The 20,391-nt window shown below is 60.5% G+C and carries 20 protein-coding genes; 15 read left to right on the top strand and 5 right to left on the bottom strand.

Annotated features, from left to right (window positions below):
• The first annotated feature begins 30 nt into the window (after nucleotides 1-30).
• From AC50YL_RS16490 to AC50YL_RS16475, 4 genes are all read left to right on the top strand, one after another.
• Entirely contained in the window at nucleotides 31-921 is an 891-nt protein-coding gene (locus AC50YL_RS16490) for a carbohydrate ABC transporter permease (protein WP_494833283.1), read from the top strand.
• Entirely contained in the window at nucleotides 921-1,733 is an 813-nt protein-coding gene (locus tag AC50YL_RS16485; RefSeq protein WP_494833282.1) for a carbohydrate ABC transporter permease, read from the top strand. The genes AC50YL_RS16490 and AC50YL_RS16485 overlap by 1 nt, the downstream gene beginning before the upstream one ends.
• 39 nt (nucleotides 1,734-1,772) lie before the next feature.
• The gene (locus AC50YL_RS16480) at nucleotides 1,773-2,531 is read left to right on the top strand and encodes a class I SAM-dependent methyltransferase (protein WP_494833281.1); all 759 of its coding nucleotides are present in this window, start codon (nucleotides 1,773-1,775) and stop codon (nucleotides 2,529-2,531) included.
• Between the two features lie 123 nt (nucleotides 2,532-2,654).
• Nucleotides 2,655-3,230 carry a class I SAM-dependent methyltransferase gene (locus AC50YL_RS16475; protein ID WP_494833280.1) on the top strand — a complete coding sequence of 192 codons (576 nt, stop codon included), beginning with the start codon at nucleotides 2,655-2,657 and terminating at the stop codon, nucleotides 3,228-3,230.
• 165 nt (nucleotides 3,231-3,395) lie between these two features.
• Here the strand turns inward: AC50YL_RS16475 and AC50YL_RS16470 are convergent, their stop codons facing one another.
• Nucleotides 3,396-4,157, bottom strand: coding sequence for an SDR family oxidoreductase (locus AC50YL_RS16470; protein ID WP_494833279.1), 762 nt, complete (start codon nucleotides 4,155-4,157; stop codon nucleotides 3,396-3,398).
• Nucleotides 4,158-4,564: 407 nt separating this feature from the next.
• On the opposite strand from AC50YL_RS16470, the gene AC50YL_RS16465 reads away from it, so the two are divergent.
• Together AC50YL_RS16465 and AC50YL_RS16460 are read left to right on the top strand one after the other, a co-directional pair.
• Nucleotides 4,565-5,146, top strand: coding sequence for a TetR/AcrR family transcriptional regulator (locus tag AC50YL_RS16465; RefSeq protein WP_494833278.1), 582 nt, complete (start codon nucleotides 4,565-4,567; stop codon nucleotides 5,144-5,146).
• A 350-nt stretch (nucleotides 5,147-5,496) separates the two neighbouring features.
• Nucleotides 5,497-5,661 (top strand): hypothetical protein, encoded by a 165-nt coding sequence (locus AC50YL_RS16460; RefSeq protein ID WP_494833277.1) that lies wholly within the window; start codon nucleotides 5,497-5,499, stop codon nucleotides 5,659-5,661.
• A gap of 112 nt (nucleotides 5,662-5,773) precedes the next feature.
• On the opposite strand, the gene AC50YL_RS16455 is transcribed toward AC50YL_RS16460, so the two are convergent.
• On the bottom strand, nucleotides 5,774-6,667 hold the full coding sequence (locus tag AC50YL_RS16455) for an AraC family transcriptional regulator (protein WP_494833276.1): 894 nt from the start codon (nucleotides 6,665-6,667) through the stop codon (nucleotides 5,774-5,776).
• Between the two features lie 119 nt (nucleotides 6,668-6,786).
• Here AC50YL_RS16455 and AC50YL_RS16450 point away from each other — a divergent pair, with 119 nt between their 5' ends.
• Nucleotides 6,787-7,917, top strand: coding sequence for a glycoside hydrolase family 88 protein (locus AC50YL_RS16450; protein WP_494833275.1), 1,131 nt, complete (start codon nucleotides 6,787-6,789; stop codon nucleotides 7,915-7,917).
• Between the two features lie 196 nt (nucleotides 7,918-8,113).
• On the opposite strand, the gene AC50YL_RS16445 is transcribed toward AC50YL_RS16450, so the two are convergent.
• Nucleotides 8,114-9,019 (bottom strand): AraC family transcriptional regulator, encoded by a 906-nt coding sequence (locus AC50YL_RS16445; RefSeq protein WP_494833274.1) that lies wholly within the window; start codon nucleotides 9,017-9,019, stop codon nucleotides 8,114-8,116.
• A 132-nt stretch (nucleotides 9,020-9,151) separates the two neighbouring features.
• On the opposite strand from AC50YL_RS16445, the gene AC50YL_RS16440 reads away from it, so the two are divergent.
• The 4 genes from AC50YL_RS16440 to AC50YL_RS16425 are packed head-to-tail and all read left to right on the top strand — an operon-like array spanning nucleotide 9,152 to nucleotide 13,348.
• Nucleotides 9,152-9,994 carry a sugar phosphate isomerase/epimerase family protein gene (locus tag AC50YL_RS16440; protein WP_494833273.1) on the top strand — a complete coding sequence of 281 codons (843 nt, stop codon included), beginning with the start codon at nucleotides 9,152-9,154 and terminating at the stop codon, nucleotides 9,992-9,994.
• A 5-nt stretch (nucleotides 9,995-9,999) separates the two neighbouring features.
• Nucleotides 10,000-11,025, top strand: coding sequence for a Gfo/Idh/MocA family protein (locus tag AC50YL_RS16435; RefSeq protein WP_494833272.1), 1,026 nt, complete (start codon nucleotides 10,000-10,002; stop codon nucleotides 11,023-11,025).
• Nucleotides 11,022-11,684: a carbohydrate-binding family 9-like protein gene (locus tag AC50YL_RS16430; RefSeq protein ID WP_494833271.1), complete on the top strand. Its 663-nt coding sequence runs from the start codon at nucleotides 11,022-11,024 to the stop codon at nucleotides 11,682-11,684. The genes AC50YL_RS16435 and AC50YL_RS16430 overlap by 4 nt, the downstream gene beginning before the upstream one ends.
• Nucleotides 11,681-13,348, top strand: a complete 1,668-nt coding sequence (locus tag AC50YL_RS16425; protein ID WP_494833270.1) for a DUF4091 domain-containing protein — start codon at nucleotides 11,681-11,683, stop codon at nucleotides 13,346-13,348. The genes AC50YL_RS16430 and AC50YL_RS16425 overlap by 4 nt, the downstream gene beginning before the upstream one ends.
• A gap of 54 nt (nucleotides 13,349-13,402) precedes the next feature.
• Here AC50YL_RS16425 and AC50YL_RS16420 read toward each other — a convergent pair whose 3' ends face one another.
• Nucleotides 13,403-13,903, bottom strand: a complete 501-nt coding sequence (locus tag AC50YL_RS16420) for a hypothetical protein (protein ID WP_494833269.1) — start codon at nucleotides 13,901-13,903, stop codon at nucleotides 13,403-13,405.
• A 267-nt stretch (nucleotides 13,904-14,170) separates the two neighbouring features.
• Between AC50YL_RS16420 and AC50YL_RS16415 the strand changes: the two genes are divergently transcribed.
• Together AC50YL_RS16415 and ald are read left to right on the top strand one after the other, a co-directional pair.
• A complete protein-coding gene (locus AC50YL_RS16415; protein ID WP_494833268.1) occupies nucleotides 14,171-15,829 on the top strand; it encodes a PucR family transcriptional regulator in 1,659 nt (552 codons plus the stop codon).
• A 128-nt stretch (nucleotides 15,830-15,957) separates the two neighbouring features.
• On the top strand, nucleotides 15,958-17,073 hold the full coding sequence (ald, locus tag AC50YL_RS16410; RefSeq protein WP_494833267.1) for an alanine dehydrogenase: 1,116 nt from the start codon (nucleotides 15,958-15,960) through the stop codon (nucleotides 17,071-17,073).
• Nucleotides 17,074-17,354: 281 nt separating this feature from the next.
• Here the strand turns inward: ald and AC50YL_RS16405 are convergent, their stop codons facing one another.
• Nucleotides 17,355-18,212, bottom strand: coding sequence for a helix-turn-helix domain-containing protein (locus AC50YL_RS16405; protein ID WP_494833266.1), 858 nt, complete (start codon nucleotides 18,210-18,212; stop codon nucleotides 17,355-17,357).
• Between the two features lie 126 nt (nucleotides 18,213-18,338).
• On the opposite strand from AC50YL_RS16405, the gene AC50YL_RS16400 reads away from it, so the two are divergent.
• Both AC50YL_RS16400 and AC50YL_RS16395 read left to right on the top strand, forming a co-directional pair.
• Entirely contained in the window at nucleotides 18,339-19,532 is a 1,194-nt protein-coding gene (locus AC50YL_RS16400) for a Gfo/Idh/MocA family protein (protein ID WP_494833265.1), read from the top strand.
• A gap of 15 nt (nucleotides 19,533-19,547) precedes the next feature.
• Nucleotides 19,548-20,375, top strand: coding sequence for a sugar phosphate isomerase/epimerase family protein (locus tag AC50YL_RS16395; RefSeq protein ID WP_494833264.1), 828 nt, complete (start codon nucleotides 19,548-19,550; stop codon nucleotides 20,373-20,375).
• The last annotated feature ends 16 nt before the right edge of the window (nucleotides 20,376-20,391 follow it).

Raw genomic sequence — 20,391 nt, 5'->3', positions numbered from 1 at the left:
TCAAACTTCAAGGAATAGGAGAGGTGGCGCGTGGCCGAAGTCAAGAAACGCTCCCAATTGAATAATGCGCGCGGCTGGTTATTCGTTCTGCCCGGCCTGCTGTTCCATGTCTTCGCGGTCGCCATTCCGGCGGTCCTATCGCTTTATCTGCCTTTTACGGAATGGAACGGGCTGAGCATGCCGACCTTCAACGGCCTGGATAACTTCAAGCAGCTCTTCCATGATTCCATCGTCGGCACGGCATTTCTGAACAATATCAAGTGGGCGCTATTCTGGGTGACCGTCCCGACCCTGTTCGCCTTCTTCCTCGCGTATCTCTTGAACAAGATCAAGCGCGGGCAAACGGTCTACCAATCGATCTACTTCTCGACTTCGATCATCACAGTGACGGTTGCCGGACAGATTTGGCTTTGGCTGTACAATCCGTTCAGCGGCATGAACTTTTATCTGGATAAAGCGGGCGTCGGGTTCATCGACATTCCGGGGTTGACCATTCCGTCGTTGTCCATCTTCTTCGTGCTGATCGCCGATATGTGGAAAGGCTTCGGCGGCAACGTCGTATGGCTGCTCGCGGCCATGACCCAGAACGACAAGACGCTCGAAGAAGCGGCGAAGATCGACGGGGCGGGTCGCTTCCGCATCATATGGAACATCATCCTGCCGCAGCTTCGGCCGACGCTGGTCATCGTCACGATGCTGACCGTACTGAATTCCTTCGGGGCGTTCGAGATGGTCTACGTCATGACCGGAGGCGGACCGGCGCATGCGACGGAAACGCTGTCGACGTATTACTACAAGCTGAGCACCACCGGCCGGCAAGCCGGCTACGGTTCGATGGTCGCCTTGCTCCAAACGTTCATCGCGGTCGTGCTGATCGCGGTCTACGGCTACCTCCGCAAGAAGAAAGGATGGGATGTCTGATGCGTATCCGGCCGAACTGGCGTCATCTACCTCTTCTTCTGGCAGCGGCGTTCTCGTTGTTCCCGATGATCTTCCTGTTTCTCAACGCGTTCAAGAAGAAGGCCGAGATCATCAAGAATCCGCTCGGCTGGCCGCTTCGCTGGACGATGGACAACTTCGCGACGGCGTGGGAGAAGGGGCATTATAACGTCGCCTATCTGAATACCGTCGCGGTGACGGGCATCACGGTCATTCTCATGTGCGTCGTGTGCGGACTCGCCGCTTACGGCCTGACGTTCATGAAGACGCCGGGAGGCGGCGTTTTCCTTGCTTACCTGTTCGTGACGATGAGCATGCCGATCGGATTCATCCCGATCTTCTTCATGACGGTGAAGCTCGGATTGATCGACAATTATTGGGGCGTCATCATTCCGTACGTGGGCGGGGGTTTCGCGTTCAACGTCTTCCTGCTGCGGGCGTTCATGATCGGCATTCCGAAGGATCTGCTGGAGTCTGCGACCGTGGACGGCTGCAATCAAGCGCGGGCGTTCTTCGCGATCATCCTGCCGCTGGCGAAGCCCGCCTTTACGGTGGTGGCGCTGTTCACGACGCTCAGCAGCTGGAACGAGATCTTCTTGTCCAACGCGATCCTGCAATCCGACGGGATGAAAACCGTGTCCGTGGCGTACTTGAATTTCACGAGCAAATACGGCACCAACTGGGGCTTGATGGCCGCCGGCGGCGTGTTGACGGTCATTCCGATGATCATGCTGTTCCTGAGCATGACGAAGAAATTCGTATCCGGCCTGCAGGAAGGCGGCGTGAAATTCTAATCGGCGCGGGCGACCCCGCTGACCGCGCGTACGAGGAGCGTGACCGACATCCCCTGTTCGTATCCGAACGAGCTCCTCGACGACTTGTTCGAATTGACCCGCTTGCCTGCGGGCGCGCGCGTCCTGGAGATCGGCGCGGGCATCGGCGAGGCGACGCTGCCGCTCGCCGAGCGCGGCTGCCGGATTACGGCGCTCGAGCCGGCCGCGGATCTGGCGGAGATCGCGCAAGGCAGGCTGGCCGCATACGCGAACGTCGAGCTCGTCGCGTCGTCCTTCGAGACGTGGGCCGCGCCGCAAGAGCCGTTCGACCTCGTCTTGTCGGCGACCGCCATGCAGGGATGGAAGGAGGAAGTCCGGTTCGGGAAACCGGCTTCTTTGCTTCGTCCGGGCGGGCACTTCGCCGTGGTTCGGCGCTTGCATGCGCGCGGGGGGGACGAATCGTTCTTCCTGAATGCGCTGCGCTACTATCAGACGCTGATTCGAGAGCCGCTAATGCCGAGTTTGGCGCGGGGGCGGGAACTGCTCGCCGAAGAGATGCGGGAGTGGGCGGACTGCGGCTATTTTCGAGCGATCGTCAGCCGAACGTACTTTACCGAAGACGAGTACGGTCGGGACGAGTATCTGGCGCTGCTGGCCACGTATGACGATCTTAGGCGGCTGCCTCCGGATTCCCGCGAGAAGCTCTTCGATTGCATCGCCGCGCTCATCGATTTCGGCTACGACGGGACGGTCCGGAAATGCACGCGCAGCGAGCTGTTTCTGGCGCAGCGCGCGTCCGACGGCCTGAACCTACGATGAAGATCAATTCGGACGGAAGCAGTCCAATCCCTTGCCGACATGGATGCATATCATAATGTGTGTACTGTTTACGCAGCTTGGACAGGCTCGACGGTTCAGGTTAAGCGAAGGAGGCGAGGCTCATTGGCTCAAGAAATAGAACGTCAGGATTTTTTGGCTCTTCTGCGTCGCAAGCTGACCGATACGGAAAGCTTGCTCGACGTCGGATGCGGCCCGTGTTTGATATTGGATGATCTTCCTTACAAGCATATCGTCGCAATGGATATTCATCGGCCTTATCTGCTCAACCGTGCGACGACATCCGGGCATGTTATCCCGCTGAACGCCGACGCGCATGCCATAGGCAAGCTGTTCGTCCCGAATTCATTCTCGGCGGTTTCCTTCGTGGATTCGATCGAGCATTTTCCCAAGCGGGAAGCGTTCGACATGCTGCGCGAAGCGGAGACCATCGCGAGGAAGCAAGTGATCGTCTTTACGCCGCGCGGCTTTTTTCCGCAGGAAAACGTAGACCTCTACGGTTTGAACGGCGAAGTGTTCCAAATGCATCACAGCGGCTGGGAGCCTGAAGAATTCGAGCGGATGGGCTTTGAAGTGACCATCATGAAAGGACAGCATGATCAGCGCAATCCGGTATTCGTCAGCGCGTTCGGTGCCGATCACCCGCCCGTGGACGCCTTGCTCGCCATCAAGAACCTATGAGCGCGGCCTCCGAGGATAAACCCAAATAGAGATGGCCCCTGATATCTTCAGGGGCCATCTCTAGTCATGCATGAGGTTGACAGCGATCATGCTGCGTCACATCCCGCGCTTGGTGCCGAAAGCGGCATCGAGCCGGTTCGGCTTACAGCCGCGCGTTCGGCAGCCTTACCAAGGCAGTTGATTGTCCATGAAGAAGAATTGGCCGGACGGTCCGTCCGCGGGCAGCGTCGCCAGCATCACGCTCGTCTTGCTGCCTTCCGTAACGTCGATCTCGGCATATTTGCCGCCGATTTCGGTCTTTACCCAGCCCGGATGAGCGGAGTTGACCTTGATGGCCGTATCGCGGAGTTCGTGCGCGAGATGAATCGTGAACATATTCACCGCCGCTTTGGACGCATCGTAAGCGAATATTTTCACGTCGTAGATTTGGGCTTCGGGATTGGTATGCAGGTTAAGGGAACCCAGCACGCTCGACAGATTGACGATGCGGCCTTCGGGCGATTTGCGGATCAAAGGCAGCAGCAGCTGCGTCAGCTCGACCAGGGTGAAGAAATTCGCTTCGAACGTTTCGCGCATGATTTTCGGCGAGACCGTGCTGGTTTCATTAATGGGCGCGAGATGTTCGATTTCCTTTTGCACGCCGGCATTGTTGACCAGAATATCGAGCTTTCCGTAACGTTGACCGAAATAATCGTACGCGGCTTGACGATCTTCGGGCAGCAGCACGTCGAATCGGATGCTCTCCGCGCGGATGCCTTCGGCAACGAGCGTTTCCGCCGCGGCCTTGCCTTTCTCCGCATCGCGTGCGCCGATGACGACTTGCGCGCCGAGCTTGCCTAGCTCGCGGGCCGTCTCGAGACCGATTCCGCGGTTGCCCCCGGTGATGAAAGCGACTTTCCCTGTGAGATTGCTTGTGTTCGTAGTCATTTTGAATTGCTCCTTCGCTGTTTATTTGGATAGAAAGAATGGACGATCGGACGAAACATGAACGTCGTGAATGGCGAATCGGCGCCTCTTCGCCATTTCGATCGCCGTACGCCGATCGAGATGGATTCTTATTGGGAACGGTCATTCTAATTTCCCGCAAACCCATCATAGCCTATTGGGAACGATCAGTAAAGAATTTTTTTTTTTGCGGTGCAAACAAACGTCGCGGAGAACATAAAAACAGCTCGAACATGGGAACGTAATAAATAATGAACCCGTTCGTTGCCATAAGGCGCGAGGCGGCCACGCTTGTCATCCGCTGCGAGAAGGCGCGTTTGAACACTTTCCACGGATTGTTTACCGATTGTTCTCAATATGGTAAGATCGGATCGAAGGGGGCTAGAGAAATGGCTAGAACCAAGGAATTCGAGGAAGACGCCGTGCTCTTGAAGGCCATGCGCCTGTTCTGGGAGCAAGGCTACGAGAAGACGTCGATCAACGATCTCGTCGAACATATGGGCATTCATCGCAGGAGCTTGTACGATACGTTCGGCGATAAGCATAAGCTGTATCTCATGGCGCTGGACCGGTACGGGAATTTGGCCAACGGCCTGCTGGGTCCGGGCATCCTGAACGCCACCACCCCAAGGCAGGCCATCGATTTCTTGTTCGACTATATGATTCAAGGCATGGAAGAGGGCAGTCCCGCGGGCTGCATGATCGTAAACACGGCGGTCGAGCTGGCCTCCTGGGATCCCGAGGCGCAAGCCAAAGTAAGCGAGGGTTTCGCGGAATGGGAAGCGCTGATCGCGGACATCGTGCGCAAGGGACAGCAGAGCGGAGAGTTTACGTCCAAGCTCGGCGCGGAGGATCTCGCGGAAAGTTTGCATAACAGCATGCTTGGCCTGCGGGTGCATACGCGGAGCATGACCGGCAAAGAAAAGCTTTATCGGATAGCCGACGTCGCAAAGGGCATATTAAATCCATGATCCGCGCAACGGCTTCATGCTCGGCATGATGGGTTCGCAAAATGTCTGGAATGAAGGATCAGCTTGAAGATCGAGCTTGGCCGGGGGACGCGGATGCGTTCGCATGGCATCTACCGGCCACGGCGGCCACGGCCAATCGGCAGGCGCATTCGATCCGAAGGGAACCGCGGCGCGCGGAATCCACGCAAAACATAACCAACCTATTGCATTCGTAATCATCGTCGAAGAGGCCGCGCAGGAGAACGTTCCTGCCCGGCCTTTTTATTTTGCGTTGGATGCGGCATATTTTAGGGCAGAACTCGCCGTCTTGTTCATATAGATCAATATAAACAAGAAAAGAGGGGATGCCCGTGACCGATTTCGAAGAAAGATTGATCGCCGTCCTGAAAGACATCAAAACCGAATTAAGCATGATCAGCAAGCGGCTCGATTCCCTGTCCGACCACGTGGACGATTCGCGCAGAAGCCTGGATACGCTGAACGAGCTGGTACAGGTCATCGCCTATTCCGATTGAACGGCCGCAGTCGTAAGCGCTGCCAATCGAACGCGCGAGCGCGCGTGCAAAACGAACAAGACGGCAGCCCCGGCGCGGAACCCATCCGAACCGGGGCTGCTGTTGCCTCGAGTCACCATCGGGCAGGAGGCGTATCCGAGTTGCCGCGCGTATCGCGAACGGTCCTGCGGTAATTTTCGGGCGTGACGCCTTTATGCCGCTTGAACATTTGGCAGAAGTAGGACGAGCTCAGCCCGCCGACTTCCGCGGCGATTTCGCGAATCGGTTTGGAGGTGGCGGCCAGCAGGGAGCACGCTTCCCGGATTCGGCGGAGCATGACGTGATCCGACAAGGTCATGCCGGTGGACGCCTTGAACAAGTGGGACAGATGATAAGGAGAAAGAAACAAATCCGCGGCGATCTCCTCCAGCCGGAAGGGACGGCGAAAATGCCGCTCCACCCACTCCGTGATGTTCTCGATATGCTGCAGCGAGCGGGGACTGGCGTTGACGCTCAAGAGGCTTTCGCGGAATGGGCCTTGTTGGAGATAACGCAGCAAGCGCAGCATGATCAGGCCGAAGCCTTCCTCCCGTTCCGCGGCGTCCCCGAGAAGGGTTTGCTGCATGTCCTCCAAAATCCCGGGCAGCGGACCGTCCTCGGGAAGAGCGAATACATGCATCGGCAAATGGCCCTTCCAAAGCCTGTCGTAAAACCGCCGCAAGCCGGGAAAAGGGGCCAAACCGACGGCCGGCGCGTGAGGATCGAAGGTCAGGTTCGTGCGCGCGTAGCCGGCGCCGGAACGGAAAGGCACGTCGACGAGATGCAGCTGGTAGGGCTGGACCCAGAGCAGGGTTCCCGCGCGCAACGGATAATGCCTGCCTTCGAGCATGACCTCGCCTTCGCCTTCGTAGACGTACAGCAGCTCGATGCCCGCGTGGGCATGATAGTAGCGGGACGCGTCCGTCCTGTACCTGTAATGATAAGAGAACGTGCCGAATTCATAGTCGATCCGCTCAAAGCTGGCCATCGTCCGGATTCCTTTCCGATTCGCAATTTACCTATAGAATAGCACAACAAACCGATGAACGCCTGCGCCTATAATACGTATGAAAAGCAAAATAGCGCTATAGGAGGCATCGGACGATCATGGACTGGACGGCAGCGATCAAGCAAACCCTGCGGACGACGAACGCGAACTTGGACCGCTTCAAAGACGCATATCCGCATGTAAGCAACGGAGACGGCAAATACGTGCGAATGAACCAAACGAATTGGACGGAAGGGTTCTGGTCGGGAATCTTATGGCTGAGCTACGAATACAGCCAAGAGCCGGCCTTCCGCGAGGCGGCGGAGCGGAGCGTGGCTTCTTTTAGACAGCGGCTCGAGCAGGGGAATCATCTGGACCATCACGATATCGGATTTCTGTACTCCCTCTCCGCCAAGGCGCAGTGGATCATCGAGCAGGACGAATCCGCCCGGGAGCTGGCGCTGCGGGCGGCCGACGCGCTCATGCGGCGGTGGCGGCCCGGCCCGCGGATTATCCAGGCTTGGGGGGCGGAGGGCGATCCGGAGAACGGCGGCCGGATCATCATCGATTGCTTGATGAATCTCCCGTTGCTGTATTGGGCCGCGGAAGAGACGGGAGACGGGCGCTACGCGGAGATTGCGCGCGAGCATGCGGAGAAGAGCAGACGATTCCTCGTCAGGGGTGACGATTCCTCGTATCATACGTTTTATTTCGATCCCGGGACGGGCGATGCCTTGCGCGGCGGCACGCATCAAGGGTTCCGGGACGGATCGACGTGGACCCGCGGCCAAGCCTGGGGGATATACGGCTTCGCCTTGGCGCATCGCTATTACAAGGAACCGGAATTCCTGGAAACGTCCAAGCGGCTGGCGCGTTATTTCATCGCGCATCTGCCTGAGGACCAGGTGGCGTATTGGGATTTCGACGTTCCCCGGGAGGAGGGCACGCCGAGAGACAGCTCGGCTTCCGCGATTGCGGCCTGCGGGCTGCTGGAGCTTGCCGGGCAGCTGCCGGAAGCGGACCCGGACCGGCACGCATTCCTCGCGGCGGCGGAGCAATCGATGCGTTCCTTGGTCGCGCGTTATTTCACGGACGGGGACGAAGCCGAGGAAGGCTTCCTGAGGCATGGGTCGTATTCCGTGAGGAGCGGCGCGTCGCCCGACGATTTCGTGATTTGGGGCGATTATTTCTTCTTGGAAGCGCTGATGCGGCTGGATAGCGGGATCCCGGGGTACTGGTACGCGCGTTAGGGCGCAGGAGCGACGTTCGCCTTAAGGCGGCTAACCGCCGCAGTAATACGGAGTACGGAAGAAAAGGCGGTCCGCAAATGAAGCGGGCAGCCTTTTCTCGCGTTCGGTTCGATTTCGGAGATCGGCCGATGCTTCGGCAGTTGCCCGCTGTCAACGGAGGTTGGTTTCGGCTTCGATGATCATGCGGAATCGGATATCAGCCGCGGTTCTCGGCGCGGGCTTTGACGGTGCGGGCGTATTCCGAGGGGGACATGCCGGTCGCCCGCTTGAAATCGCGCGAGAAATAATGAATGCTGGCATAGCCCAGCTTGACGGCGATCTCGGTAAAGCTGTACTGCTTCTCGCGGATGAGCGATTTGGCCTCCTGGATCTTCAGCTGCTTGAAGTAGTCCATCGCTCCCGTGCCGACGCGGGCCTGGAAGATTTCCTTCAGCCGGCTTTTCCCGAGGTGGACCGCCCGGCATAGCTGGTCCAGCGTCAGATTGTCGGCGAGGTGCTCGCGCATATAGGCGATGATCCGCTCTTCGACCAGCAGCTCGGCGTTGTCCTTCCGGATCGAGACCGGCTTGGCCGCCGCAATATCGCAAGCGGTCTCGCCTTGCCTCGCGAGCAGGATAAGGAGCGCTTCGAGATAAGACTTGATCAGCTGCTGCCCGGCGTACGGCGCGTCGGGGTGCGGCGATAGCCGGTGAAGCAGCGGGTCGTCGAACGGCGGATTGAACGTCCGGAAGCCTTCCTGCAGGATCAGCGCGAGCAGCTCTCGTTCCCGTCGGCCCGGCGCCAGCACCATCCCGGCGAATCGGGCCATGTCGGCCGACGCGGATTCGAACGAGATGACGATCAGGTTCGGCGGCTTGTGCTGCTGCGCGACCCGCACGGTGTGGAACTCCCCGGGTTGATGGAAGATCATGTCGCCGGGCTTCAGGAGAACCGTCCGATCATCGGCGCGCACCTCGACCTCGCCTTTGTCCACGTACAGAAATTCCCAAAAATCATGCTCTTCGCCCTCGAACACGAAGCCTTTGGCGTATTCGAAATAATGAAAGGAATATAGCTTCCCGATCGCAATGGATTCGCTCAGCGCAAACGACGTGAATTCCATGACGGCCCCTCCCGGTCGCAGTTTCGTTCTCTTCATCTTAGCACAGCCGCAGTGCAAAAACTCCGGCTGAATTGCTAAATCTACTTCGCGCAGCAGCTTCTATAATAGAACCATGACAGGAGGGCGAACCCCATGAAAAAAGGAATCAACGTCTGGTCGTTTCCGGACCATATGAGCATTGCGGACTGCATCGCGACCGCCAAGGACGCGGGCTTCGAGGGCATCGAGCTGTCCCTGAACGAGAATGGACCGCTCAGCCTGGAGAGCGGCGAACAGGAAATCGCGGACATCCGCAAGCTTGCGGAGGACGCCGGCATCGCGCTGACGAGCCTGGCGAGCGGATTGTATTGGAGTTATTCGATGACCAGCGCCGATCCGGCGAAGCGCGAGAAGGCGCAGGATATCGTCAAGAAGCAGTTGGAGACGGCGGCTATCCTGGGCGTGGACACGATCCTCGTCATTCCGGGCGCCGTAGGCGTCGACTTCATCCCGGGCAGCGAGGTCGTCCCGTACGACCAAGCCTACGACCTGGCGCTGGAAGCGATCGCGAAGCTGGCGGGTCCGGCGAAGTCGGCTGGCGTGTCGATCGGCATCGAGAACGTATGGAATAAATTCCTGCTGTCGCCGCTCGAGCTGCGGCAGTTCATCGACGCGGCGGGGTCGGACTACGTCGGCGCGTATTTCGATGTCGGCAACGTCGTCTTCGCGGGCTATCCGGAGCATTGGATCCGGATATTGAACAAACGGATCAAGAAGGTCCATTTCAAGGATTACCGCCGCGAGAGCGGGGGCTTGTCCGGATTCGTCGATCTGCTGGCCGGCGACGTGAACTATCCCGAGGTCGTCAAGGCGCTCGAAGAGATCGGCTACGACGATTTCGTCATCGGCGAGATGATTCCGCCGTACAAGCATCATGGCAAACAAATCATATACAACACATCCGCTTCGATGAGCGCGATATTGGGAAGGGGCTAGCACGCATGCTGAGAATCGGCTTGATCGGACTCGGATTCATGGGCAGGACGCATTTGGACAACTATCTTCGGCTGGAGAAAGAGGGGCTGCCGATCCGCTTGACGGCGGTCTGCGACATCGATCCGGCGAAGCTCGAAGGACGGTCGACGGGCGGCAATATCGAGACGGCCTCAGGGGATGAGGTCGACTTCGGCAGGTTCGCGAAGTATGCGTCCGTCGAAGAGCTGCTGCGTGAAGAAGAGCTGGATGCGATCGATATCGCGCTGCCGACGTACCTGCATAAAGAAGTCACGATTCAATGCCTGCAGGCGGGATTGCATGTCTTGTGCGAAAAGCCGATGGGACTGAACGAAGCGGAATGCGAGGCGATGATCGCGGCCGCCGAGGCGAGCGGCAAGCAGCTGATGATCGGCCAATGCCTTCGTTTCTGGCCGGCGTACGTCTACCTGAAGGAACTCGTGGAGAAGCAAACGTACGGCGCGGTGACGAGCGCCTCGTTCTTCCGGGGGAGCGCGACGCCGACCTGGGGACCTTGGCTGATGGAGCGCGAGAAGAGCGGCGGCGCCCTGCTCGACATGCACGTGCACGACACCGACGTCGTGAACTGGCTGTTCGGCATGCCGGACGCGGTATCGTGCCAGGCGCGCAGCGTTATTCCGGGCTCGGGCTACGACATCGTCTCGACGAACTACCGTTATCCCGACGGCAAGGTGGTCAATGCGCAGGTGGATTGGACGCTGCAGGGCGATTTCGGCTTCGAGATGAATTATCGGGTCAACTTCGAGTCCGGAAACGCGCATTTCCGCGGCGACGGGGTGCAGGTCAATCCGAGCGGCGAACCAGGCTTCTCGCCTGAGCTTTCCGCGGATCAAGGCTACTATTTCGAACTTAAGTATTTCGTCGAAACGCTGATTGCCGGAGAAGCGTTGACGGCCGCGACGCCGCGAAGCACGCAGGAGACGATCCGCATCGTCGACGCCGAGATCGCGTCCGCCGACCGCGCGGGCGACTGGGTCGCCGTCAAGCGATGACGGATCGCGGCGCTCGCGCGGGCGACGGCATCTATCGCTGCCGATTCGTCGAGCCGGCGGCCGGCGGCGCCATCCCTTGGGATGCGATCGCGTCCGTCCCGTTGTCGGACGTCGTCACGGGGGCGGCGCCGGCGCTGAAGACGGCCGTGCAGGCATGCTGGACCGGCGCCGAGCTGCGGTTTCGCTTCGCGTGCGAGGACGATCACGTGGTGGCGAATATGACCGGGCACGACGATCCGCTGTACGAAGAGGACGTGGTAGAGCTCTTCCTGGACGAGCTCGGGACGGGCATGGAATACTACGAGATCGAAGTCAGCCCGCGCAACGTCGTCTTCGACGCGCGGATCCGCAACGCTGCGCATGGCGAGAAGACAGTCGAGCTGGACTGGCACGCCGCGGGCATGGAGACCGCCGTCCGCGAGGAGGGCGCGATCCGGATCTACGAGATCGCGATTCCGTTCGCGAACTTCGCCCGGGTGCCCGCCGCCGGAACGGCATGGCGCTGGAATGCGTACCGGATCGACGAGGACCGGACGGGCGTCCGCCATTATTGGGCTTGGCGCCCGACGGGCGCCGTGAATTATCATATCCCGCGCTGCTTCGGGACGCTGCTGTTCGAAGCGAAACAAGACGGATACGAGGAGGCAGGCAACCGATGAGTCAAGACGGAACGAAGCTCGAGCTGCGATGCGTGAGCTCGCTCGCCAAAGTGTTCGCCGACGAAGAATTGCGGGATTCGCCCCATCTCCGGGCGAGCGCGCTGCGGGGCGAGGTAGCGTCCTTCCAGGTCGCGTACCGGCCGGACAGCTTGATTAAGGGCATGCGGGCGTCCGTCCGATCGGAGATCGATGCCGATATTACATTGCGGTCGGTCGGCCTCGCGCCTTCCGAGCTGCCCGTGTATGCCGACCATGACGAATACGTGCTGCGTACGACGCCGGGGCTCTACCCCGATCCGTTGTTCGAGCTGCCGGCCGATGCCGGGTCGGGCTTGACGGCCATCCCCGGTCAGTGGCGCTCCGTTTGGGTGACGGCGGAGCCGCGGCTTGGCGCCAAGCCGGGCTTATTCCCGATCGCGGTCGTCTTCGAGACGGAAGGCGGCGAGGCGCTCGGCGAAGCGGTCTTCGAGCTGGAGATCGTCCCGCTGTCGCTGCCGAAGCAGGAGCTGCTGCATACGGAATGGTTTCACGTCGACTGCCTGGCGACCCATTACGGCATCGACGTCTTCGGCGAGCGCCATTGGGAGATTATCGAGCATTACGTTCGCACGGCCGCGCGGCACGGCGTCAATCTGCTGTTGACGCCGCTCTTCACCCCGCCGCTCGATACGAAGATCGGCGGGGAGCGCCCGACCGTTCAGCTCGTCGACGTGCGGCTCGAGGCGGACGGGAGCTACGGATTCGGATTCGGCAGGCTGGGCAGATGGGTAGAGCTGTGCAGGCGGCAGGGCATCGAGCAGTTCGAATTCTCGCATCTGTTCACGCAATGGGGCGCGCAGCACGCGCCCAAGATCATGGCTTCCGTGGGCGGCGTCGACAAGCGGATCTTCGGTTGGGACACCGATGCGGGCGGCGAAGCCTACGGCGCGTTCATCCGTCAGTTCCTGCCCGCGCTGCTGGGCTGGGTGAAGGACAACGGACTGGAAGGGCGCTGCTTCTTCCACGTATCCGACGAGCCGTCGCTGCAGCACATCGACGCTTACGCAAGCGCGAGCCGGCTGGTCGGCGAGCTGGTAGGGGACTATCCGGTCATCGACGCGCTGTCGGATTACGCGTTCTACGAGAAAGGGCTGGTCAAGAACCCGATTCCGGCCAACAACCACATCGAGCCGTTCCTCGCGAACGGGGTCGAGCGGCTGTGGACGTATTACTGCTGCGCCCAATACGAGGAAGTGGCCAACCGCTTCTTCAGCATGCCTTCGGCGCGCAGCCGGATTCTGGGCATCCAGCTGTACAAATTCGAGATCGCCGGCTTCCTGCATTGGGGCTATAATTTCTGGTATTCGCAATACTCGCTCGGACCGATCGATCCGTACCGGGTGACGGACGCGAAGCATGCCTTTCCATCGGGCGACGCCTTCCTCGTCTATCCGGGCGAGGACGGCCGGCCGGTCGAATCGATCCGGCTGGAGGTGGTCCGCGAGGCGCTGCAGGATCTGCGGGCGCTTCGGCTGCTGGAGGAACGGTACGGCAGGGAATACGTAATCGCCGGCTTGGAAGAAGGATTGGCCGAGCCGATCACGTTCAGCGCGTATCCGCGGGACGCGGCATGGTTGCTCGCCAAGCGGGAATGGGTGAATGCGAAGCTGATGGAGCGGGCGTAAGCGGGCTGCGCTCGAAATTGAATTGCTGCGCCTTGATGGCCGATTCTGCGGCCGTCAGGGCTTTTTTTGCTGCGCTGCGCGTCCGGCTCTGAGTCGGACGAGCCTGGCGTCCCGCCAGCCGTGCCGGCCGCCCGCATCCACGACGGATCGCCGTTCTCGTGCAGTTTCCGATTCAAGGCGTAGATAAGAAACGGAATCGAACGACAAGAAGGCGCAAAAGAGAATCATGCCCGACGGAATGAAACCCGCGAACGTGCTCCACACGGCGTATACCACCTCTCCGATTCGTTTATGTCGCCGGCGGCGGATTTTCAGTGCACCTTCACTTCGGACCTGATCGTTGACCAATTGCTTGTCGACCAGGTTGTCGATGCAGACCAGGATGCACGGATGCTTGGCGGCCCCGATCGCGAAGGACCGGACCGTCAAATCCGACGGGGAACCGAGCAGCCGGTCGATCGCCTCGGCATTGTCCGCCGCGTGCGCGGAGTACGGGGGCATCGGCACGTCCTCGACGTATGGCTGACGATTGCGTTTTCCGGGAAATAAAGGCATAGGGTTTCCCTTCCATGGTTTTATTTACCTTATGATGACCATTCCCGCGGATTCTATGCCAGCCGGGCTTGCAGGGCGGGGGGGCAAGAGCCGTCATCCAAATTTTTTAACGGGTACCGGCACGCGGCTGGAGTGCGGGATTTCGGTCGACATGCAAAAAAATCCGCTTTCGCCGGTTCGCCGGCGGAATGGTAGAATACAAGCGTACCGTTCCGTCGCGAGCGGGACGCGGGTATCCATGAACGGACAGAAAGCGGAGTGACGCGCGTGAATCAAGACTATCAATTATCGGTAAGGGAAGCGCTTGAACGGCCAGCCTTCCAAGGGGCCTATCTGGCGGCGGGCGAAGCGGGCCTCGGACGGCTCGTCCGCTGGGTCCATATCATCGAGGTGATCCATTTCGATCAATTGCTGCAGGGCGGGGAGATGATCCTGACGACGGGGGCGGCGTTCAAGAACGACGACGCGGCGTTCATGGCGTACCTGGACCAGCTCGTCCAGAGCGAGGCGGCCTGTCTCTGCATCGAGCTCGGCCATCACCTGAGCGCGATTCCGGACGCATGGCTGGAGGCGGCGGAGACCGTCCGGCTGCCGGTCATCATATTCCCGCGGAGCGTGCGGTTCATTGATATTACGCAGGATATCCACGCGCATAGGATCAATCAGCATCATCTGGCGCTGCGGGAATTGGAGAAAACGTCCCGCGCCTTCCATCGCATGACGCTGACCTCGCAAGGGGTGGGCCAGGTGCTGGACCTGCTCCACGGCAGCACGAAGGCGACCGTGATCTACGTGCCGCGGGACGGGCAGCCGAGGTTCGTGCCGCCCGTCTCCGCGCAGGAGGCCGAGCGGTGGATGGACTTTCTGGCGGAGCGGCTGGATAGGAATTCAGAGGACGGACCGGCGGGATCGCCCGCGGTCGCGGAGCGCGGCGGGCAGTCCGTCGTCATCCAGCCCGTCGGCGCCATGGGCAAGACGTGGGCGCATCTCGTGCTCGCGTCCGACCGGAAGCCGCAGGAATACGAGTTCTTGATCATGGACTCGGCCTCGTTGTCCATCGCGCAGGATCTGCTTCGCACGCGATACGTGGAAGAACGCAAGCTGTACTCGCAGACGCTGTGGGTCGACGATCTGCTGCATCTGCGGATCCGCGACGAGGAGCAGGTCAAGCTGCTGATCGGCAGCGGGTACAAGCAGCTGAACGAGCTGCCGTACCATGCGGTCGTCGCGGCGTTCGACCACGGGCAGGGCGCGGCGCCCGGACAAGAGGGCGAAGGCGCGGAATCGGCAGGCATTCATCTCTCGCTCGCCGTGCGCGCGGTGTTCGAGCAGCAGGCGTTCCATCCGCTCATCACGCTCAAGAATAACCGGCTTGTCGTGATCGCGTTCGACAAGGCCCCGAAGTCGAAGAAGCCGGCCAAGGAACGGCTGCGGCAGGTGCTCGAATCCCTGCAGCTCCCGATAACGGAGGCGGAGGCCGCGCTGACGATCGGGATCGGCCAGGTCGGCCGCGGCTTCATGCAGGCGCATGTCAGCTACCAGGAGGCGCTCCAGGCGATTTCGCTCGCGCCGATCCTGCGGACGAACCAGGTATTCTTCGATGAGATCGGCGTGTTTCACCTGCTCTTCCATATCGCGGACAAGCAGCTCCTGACGACGTTCGTGCGGACGTACCTGGGGCCGATCCTCGATCAGGACGAAGCGAAGGGCAGCGACCTGCTGCGCACGCTGAAGGTGTACCTCGATTGCGACGGATCGAAGCGGCTCGCGGCGGAGCGGCTGTTCATCGTCAGGCAGTCGCTGTATTACCGGCTGGACAAAATCGAAGAGCTGCTGGGCGCCGATTACATGCAGCCGGAGAAACGGCTGGCGCTGCAGGTGGGCATCCGCGCGTATCAGCTGCTTCGGCCGGACGTCCAAATGTGAAAAGGTTTGGCCGGATTTATGACATTTTGTCTAATGGAACCTCCTCGGATTCGCCTTATAGTGGAATCAGTCAACGAGACGAGACCGATTCCCGGACAGGAGTCGAAGAAGAGAGAGGCTGATGCAGCATGCGTATCGGAGTACCGAAGGAAATCAAAAATAACGAGTTTCGCGTCGGCATGACGCCTGGATCGGTGTTGTCCTACAAGAAAGCCGGCCACGAGGTCGTGGTCGAGACCATGGCCGGCCACGGCATCGGGTTCGCGGACGCGGATTACGAAGCGGCCGGAGCGACGATCGTGGCGACGGCCGGGGAAGCGTGGGCGGCCGATATGGTCGTCAAAGTCAAAGAACCGCTGCCGCCGGAGTATGAGTACTTCCGCGAAGGCTTGATCCTGTACACGTACCTGCATCTCGCTCCCGAAGCGGAATTGACGCGGGCGCTGGCGGATAAACGCGTGACCGCGATCGCGTACGAGACCATTCAGCTGGACAACGGCAGCCTGCCGCTGCTGACGCCGATGAGCGAAGTAGCCGGTCGGATGTCCGTACAGATCGGCGCCCGGTTCTTGGAGAAATCGCATGGCGGCAAGGGCGTCCTGCTCGGAGGCGTGCCCGGCGTGGAGCCCGGCAGGGTCGCGGTCATCGGCGGCGGCATCGTCGGGGCCAACGCGGCGAAGGTGGCCGTCGGCCTCGGGGCCGACGTCACCATCGTCGACTTGAATCCGGACCGTCTGCGCCAGCTCGACGACCAGTTCCAAGGCCGCGTGAAGACGATCATGTCCAACCCGTACAATATCGCCGAGGTCGTGCGCCGGGCGGACCTGGTGATCGGCGCCGTGCTCATTCCGGGTGCCCGCGCGCCGCGGCTCGTGACGGAAGAGATGGTCCGCGCGATGACCCCGGGGAGCGTCATCGTCGACGTGGCGATCGATCAAGGCGGCTCCATCGAGACGATCGACCGCATCACGACCCATGACGAGCCGACGTACGTGAAGCATGGCGTCATCCATTACGCCGTGGCGAACATGCCGGGCGCCGTCGCCCGCACGTCCACGCTCGCGCTGACCAACGCGACGACGCCGTACGGCTTGCAAATCGCGAACAAGGGCTTCGCGCAGGCGGCCTTGGACAACAAGGCGATCGCCAAAGGCATCAACGTCGCCGCGGGACGGGTGACGTACCGGGCCGTGGCCGAGGCGCATGGCTATGCGCATACGGACGTGTACGCGCTGCTGCGTTAGGCAGCCGGCGCGGCGGGTTGCAGGCATGCGTCAATGCGAAGCTTATTGACGGGGCATTGAAGCGCAATGAAATTGCGAAATGCGGAAGCGTCATTGAATACGCGCAATGAAGCAACGCAACGAATACGCAACGAATAAGTGCAACGAAGAAATTCAACAAAGAAACGCAACGAGTATGCATCAAAGAAACGCAGCACAGCAGCAGAAAACCCGCCATCGGCGGGTTTTTCTGCGTCAAGATCCTCCCCGGCTCACAGCCTCCCCGCATGGCGGGACCGGGTTCATTTGGCCGGGAAGGACCCCTGATGCTGCTTGGCATAATGCTTCGGCAGCTGGCCGACCTTCTTCTTGAACATGCGCAGGAAGCCCGAGTAATCGTTGAAGCCGGCTTCCATGCAGGCATCTGTCACGCTGCGGCCTTCCTTGAGCAGCTTCTTGGCGAGGGAAATGCGCTTGTAGAGGATATATTCGTGGATCGTGCTGCCGATATGCTTCTTGAACAGCCGGCTGAGGTGGTACTTGCTCATGTAGAACAAGCCCTCCAGCCGCTCCAGCGACAGGTCCTCGGCGAGATGCCGGTCGAGATAGGCCAGGACGGGCACCAATACCGGGGGCAAATCCACGCCCGGATCCTTCGCTTGGTTCTTGTGGTAACCCCGCTGCACCAGAACCAGAATCTCGATCAGGCAGCTCAGCTTGAGGAGCGGCGCTTCGGGGAACGGATGCTTCAGCGCGTCGTCGTACTTGGCGAAGAGCGCGGCGAGGGCGGATTTCTCCTGCTCGCTCAGGCGGATCCGGTTGCGTTCCCCGGAGGGACGGTCGTAGAAGCAGCGCAGCAGCTGCAGCTCGTCCGTCTGGAACAAGCCGATCAGCGCGGGATTGAATTCGATCGTGACCCGCTCGTACAGCGCGTCCGACGTCAGGGCGGGCTTATGGATCTCATGCTCGTTCGTGACGACGAGGTCCCCGATCTGAAGCGGGTACATCGTTTTGTCCACGAAGTAATTAACGTCGCCGCCGATGAGGAAGAAAATCTCGCACCCTTGGTGCAAATGAAAATGAACGTTGAAAGGAGGTATGCGCGCGGCATGTTGGAATTTGACATGGTCGTCCAGCTGGGCGATGTAAGCGTTCAGCATCCTGCTGCCTCCCCGCGTAATCGAGCAAGATTATCCACTTCCAGGGCAATTTCGTCAAGGAAGTCGTAATTGCAATGATATAGGATGAAAGGGAGAACTTCAATCGAATGCGGGAGGGACAAGCCAATGGGCGAACGCAAAGTCAGGATCGGGCTCGTCGGAATCGGCAGCATCGGTCAGCATCATGTCAATTATTTGAGCAAAATGGACAACGTGGAGCTGGTCGGCGTCTGCGATATCGACCGGGAGAAGGCGGATGCCGCGGCGAAGGCGCACGGAACGACCGCGTATTACGAGGCCGTCGAGCTGCTGGAGCGATCGGGATTGGAGCTGGTCATCGTCGCGGTGCCGCATTACGATCATCCGCGCATCGCGATGGAAGCGTTCCGACGCGGCATCCACGTCATGTGCGAGAAGCCGATCGCGGTCCATGTCAATGCCGCGAAGGAGATGATCGCCGCCTATGAGGCCGCCAAGCAGCAGCATCCGGAGCTGCAGTTCGCCATCATGTTCCAGGAACGGACGCTGCCCGGCTACGCCAAGCTGAAGGAATTGCTGGCAAACGGCACGCTCGGCCGGTTGACGCGGGCGACGTGGATCCATACCAAATGGTTCCGCTCCCAGGCGTACTACGACAGCGGGGGCTGGCGCGCCACGTGGGCCGGCGAGGGCGGCGGCATTCTGACCAATCAATGTCCGCATACGCTCGATATGTACCAATGGCTGTTCGGGCTGCCGGACCTGATATCGGGTCATGCGCACATCGGCAAATACCACGATATCGAGGTCGAGGACGAGGTGACGGCGTATTTCGAGCATCCGGGAGGCATGATCGGCCATCTGATCGTCACGACGGCGGAGCTGCCGGGCACGAACCGGCTCGAAATCGTCGGCGATCTCGGGAAGCTGCTGCTCGAGAACGGCCAACTGCTGCATTACCGCTATCCGCAGCCGATGCTCGCGTTCACGCGGGAGACGGATCAGCGTTTCGCCGAGTGGGAGATCCAGCCCGAAAAGGTCGCATTCGACGTGGATGCGCCGAACGGGCATCAGGTCGTCATGGAACGGTTGGTCGGGCGCCTGCTTGGCTGGGCCGGCGATTTGATCGCGGAAGGACCGGAAGGGCTCGGAGCCTTGACGCTGGCCAACGGCATCATGCTTTCTTCGTTCCAGAAGCGTCCGGTGACGGTGCCGATCGACGGCGACGCCTTCCTGGCGGAGCTGGAAGAGCGGATCCGCACCTCGAGCTACGTGAAGAAAGCCGTGCGCGCGCCGGGTGCCCAGGAAGACATGTCCGCTTCCTTCGGGACGGCCAACTAAGAGGAGGAAGCGACTATGCCAACCGTGAAACTAACCTGTTTCGCCGACGAAATCTCGCATGACTTGGAGGAACAGCTGGACGTGCTGGGGCAAGAGGGACTTTCCCGCATCGAGCTGCGGGGCGTGTGGGGCAAGAACGTGCTCGACTTGACCGGCGAAGAGCTGGCGAAAATCCGCAAGATCGCGGACGCGCGCGGCTTCGGCATCTCGTCCGTCGCGTCGCCGATCGGCAAATACGGCATCGCCGACGACTTCGCGCCGCAGCTCGAGAGCCTGAACCGGGCCATTGCCGCCGCCAAGGCGCTCGGCACGCCGTATATCCGCGTCTTCTCGTATTACATGCCCGAGGGTGCCAGCCTGGACGATTGGCGAAAGGAAGCGCTGAACCGGATGAAGCAGCTGACGTCGATAGCCGAAAGTCATGGCGTCGTGCTCATCCTGGAGAACGACAGCGGCTTGTACGGCTCCAAGGATGATCGATGCCTGGAGATTCTGGGGCATTGCGATTCGAATGCGCTCCGGCTCGCGTTCGACCCCGGCAACTTCGTCATGGAAGACGTGAAGCCGATGACGGAGGCGTATCCGAAGCTGGCGCCGTACGTCGCGTACGTCCATGTCAAGGACGCCACGTCCGAGCCGAGGCAATTCGCGCCGGCCGGCGCGGGCGAAGGGCAGCTCCCGGAGCTGCTGCAGGCGCTGCAGGCGCGCGGGTATGACGGCTTCCTGTCCGTGGAGCCGCATCTGCAGCACTACCTGCCGCACGCCAGCAATCCCAAGCGCGTCGTTACCGCGGTCCGGGCACTGAAGGCGCTGCTGGAGCGGGCCGGTCAGGAATGGGAATAAAGAAAAGCTAGTCCCG

This window comes from Paenibacillus sp. J22P277 (genome assembly GCF_059383675.1).
Note: the sequence above shows the minus strand (reverse complement) of the source record. Positions and strands in the feature narration are given on the sequence as shown.

Coding starts and splice junctions, on each gene's coding strand:
- AC50YL_RS16485 (WP_494833282.1), top strand. CDS start 921: ATGCGTATCCGGCCGAACTGGCGTCATCTACCTCTTCTTCTGGCAGCG.
- AC50YL_RS16470 (WP_494833279.1), bottom strand. CDS start 4,157: ATGACTACGAACACAAGCAATCTCACAGGGAAAGTCGCTTTCATCACC.
- AC50YL_RS16465 (WP_494833278.1), top strand. CDS start 4,565: ATGGCTAGAACCAAGGAATTCGAGGAAGACGCCGTGCTCTTGAAGGCC.
- AC50YL_RS16455 (WP_494833276.1), bottom strand. CDS start 6,667: ATGGCCAGCTTTGAGCGGATCGACTATGAATTCGGCACGTTCTCTTAT.
- AC50YL_RS16450 (WP_494833275.1), top strand. CDS start 6,787: ATGGACTGGACGGCAGCGATCAAGCAAACCCTGCGGACGACGAACGCG.
- AC50YL_RS16445 (WP_494833274.1), bottom strand. CDS start 9,019: ATGGAATTCACGTCGTTTGCGCTGAGCGAATCCATTGCGATCGGGAAG.
- AC50YL_RS16440 (WP_494833273.1), top strand. CDS start 9,152: ATGAAAAAAGGAATCAACGTCTGGTCGTTTCCGGACCATATGAGCATT.
- AC50YL_RS16435 (WP_494833272.1), top strand. CDS start 10,000: ATGCTGAGAATCGGCTTGATCGGACTCGGATTCATGGGCAGGACGCAT.
- AC50YL_RS16430 (WP_494833271.1), top strand. CDS start 11,022: ATGACGGATCGCGGCGCTCGCGCGGGCGACGGCATCTATCGCTGCCGA.
- AC50YL_RS16425 (WP_494833270.1), top strand. CDS start 11,681: ATGAGTCAAGACGGAACGAAGCTCGAGCTGCGATGCGTGAGCTCGCTC.
- AC50YL_RS16420 (WP_494833269.1), bottom strand. CDS start 13,903: ATGCCTTTATTTCCCGGAAAACGCAATCGTCAGCCATACGTCGAGGAC.
- ald (WP_494833267.1), top strand. CDS start 15,958: ATGCGTATCGGAGTACCGAAGGAAATCAAAAATAACGAGTTTCGCGTC.
- AC50YL_RS16405 (WP_494833266.1), bottom strand. CDS start 18,212: ATGCTGAACGCTTACATCGCCCAGCTGGACGACCATGTCAAATTCCAA.
- AC50YL_RS16400 (WP_494833265.1), top strand. CDS start 18,339: ATGGGCGAACGCAAAGTCAGGATCGGGCTCGTCGGAATCGGCAGCATC.
- AC50YL_RS16395 (WP_494833264.1), top strand. CDS start 19,548: ATGCCAACCGTGAAACTAACCTGTTTCGCCGACGAAATCTCGCATGAC.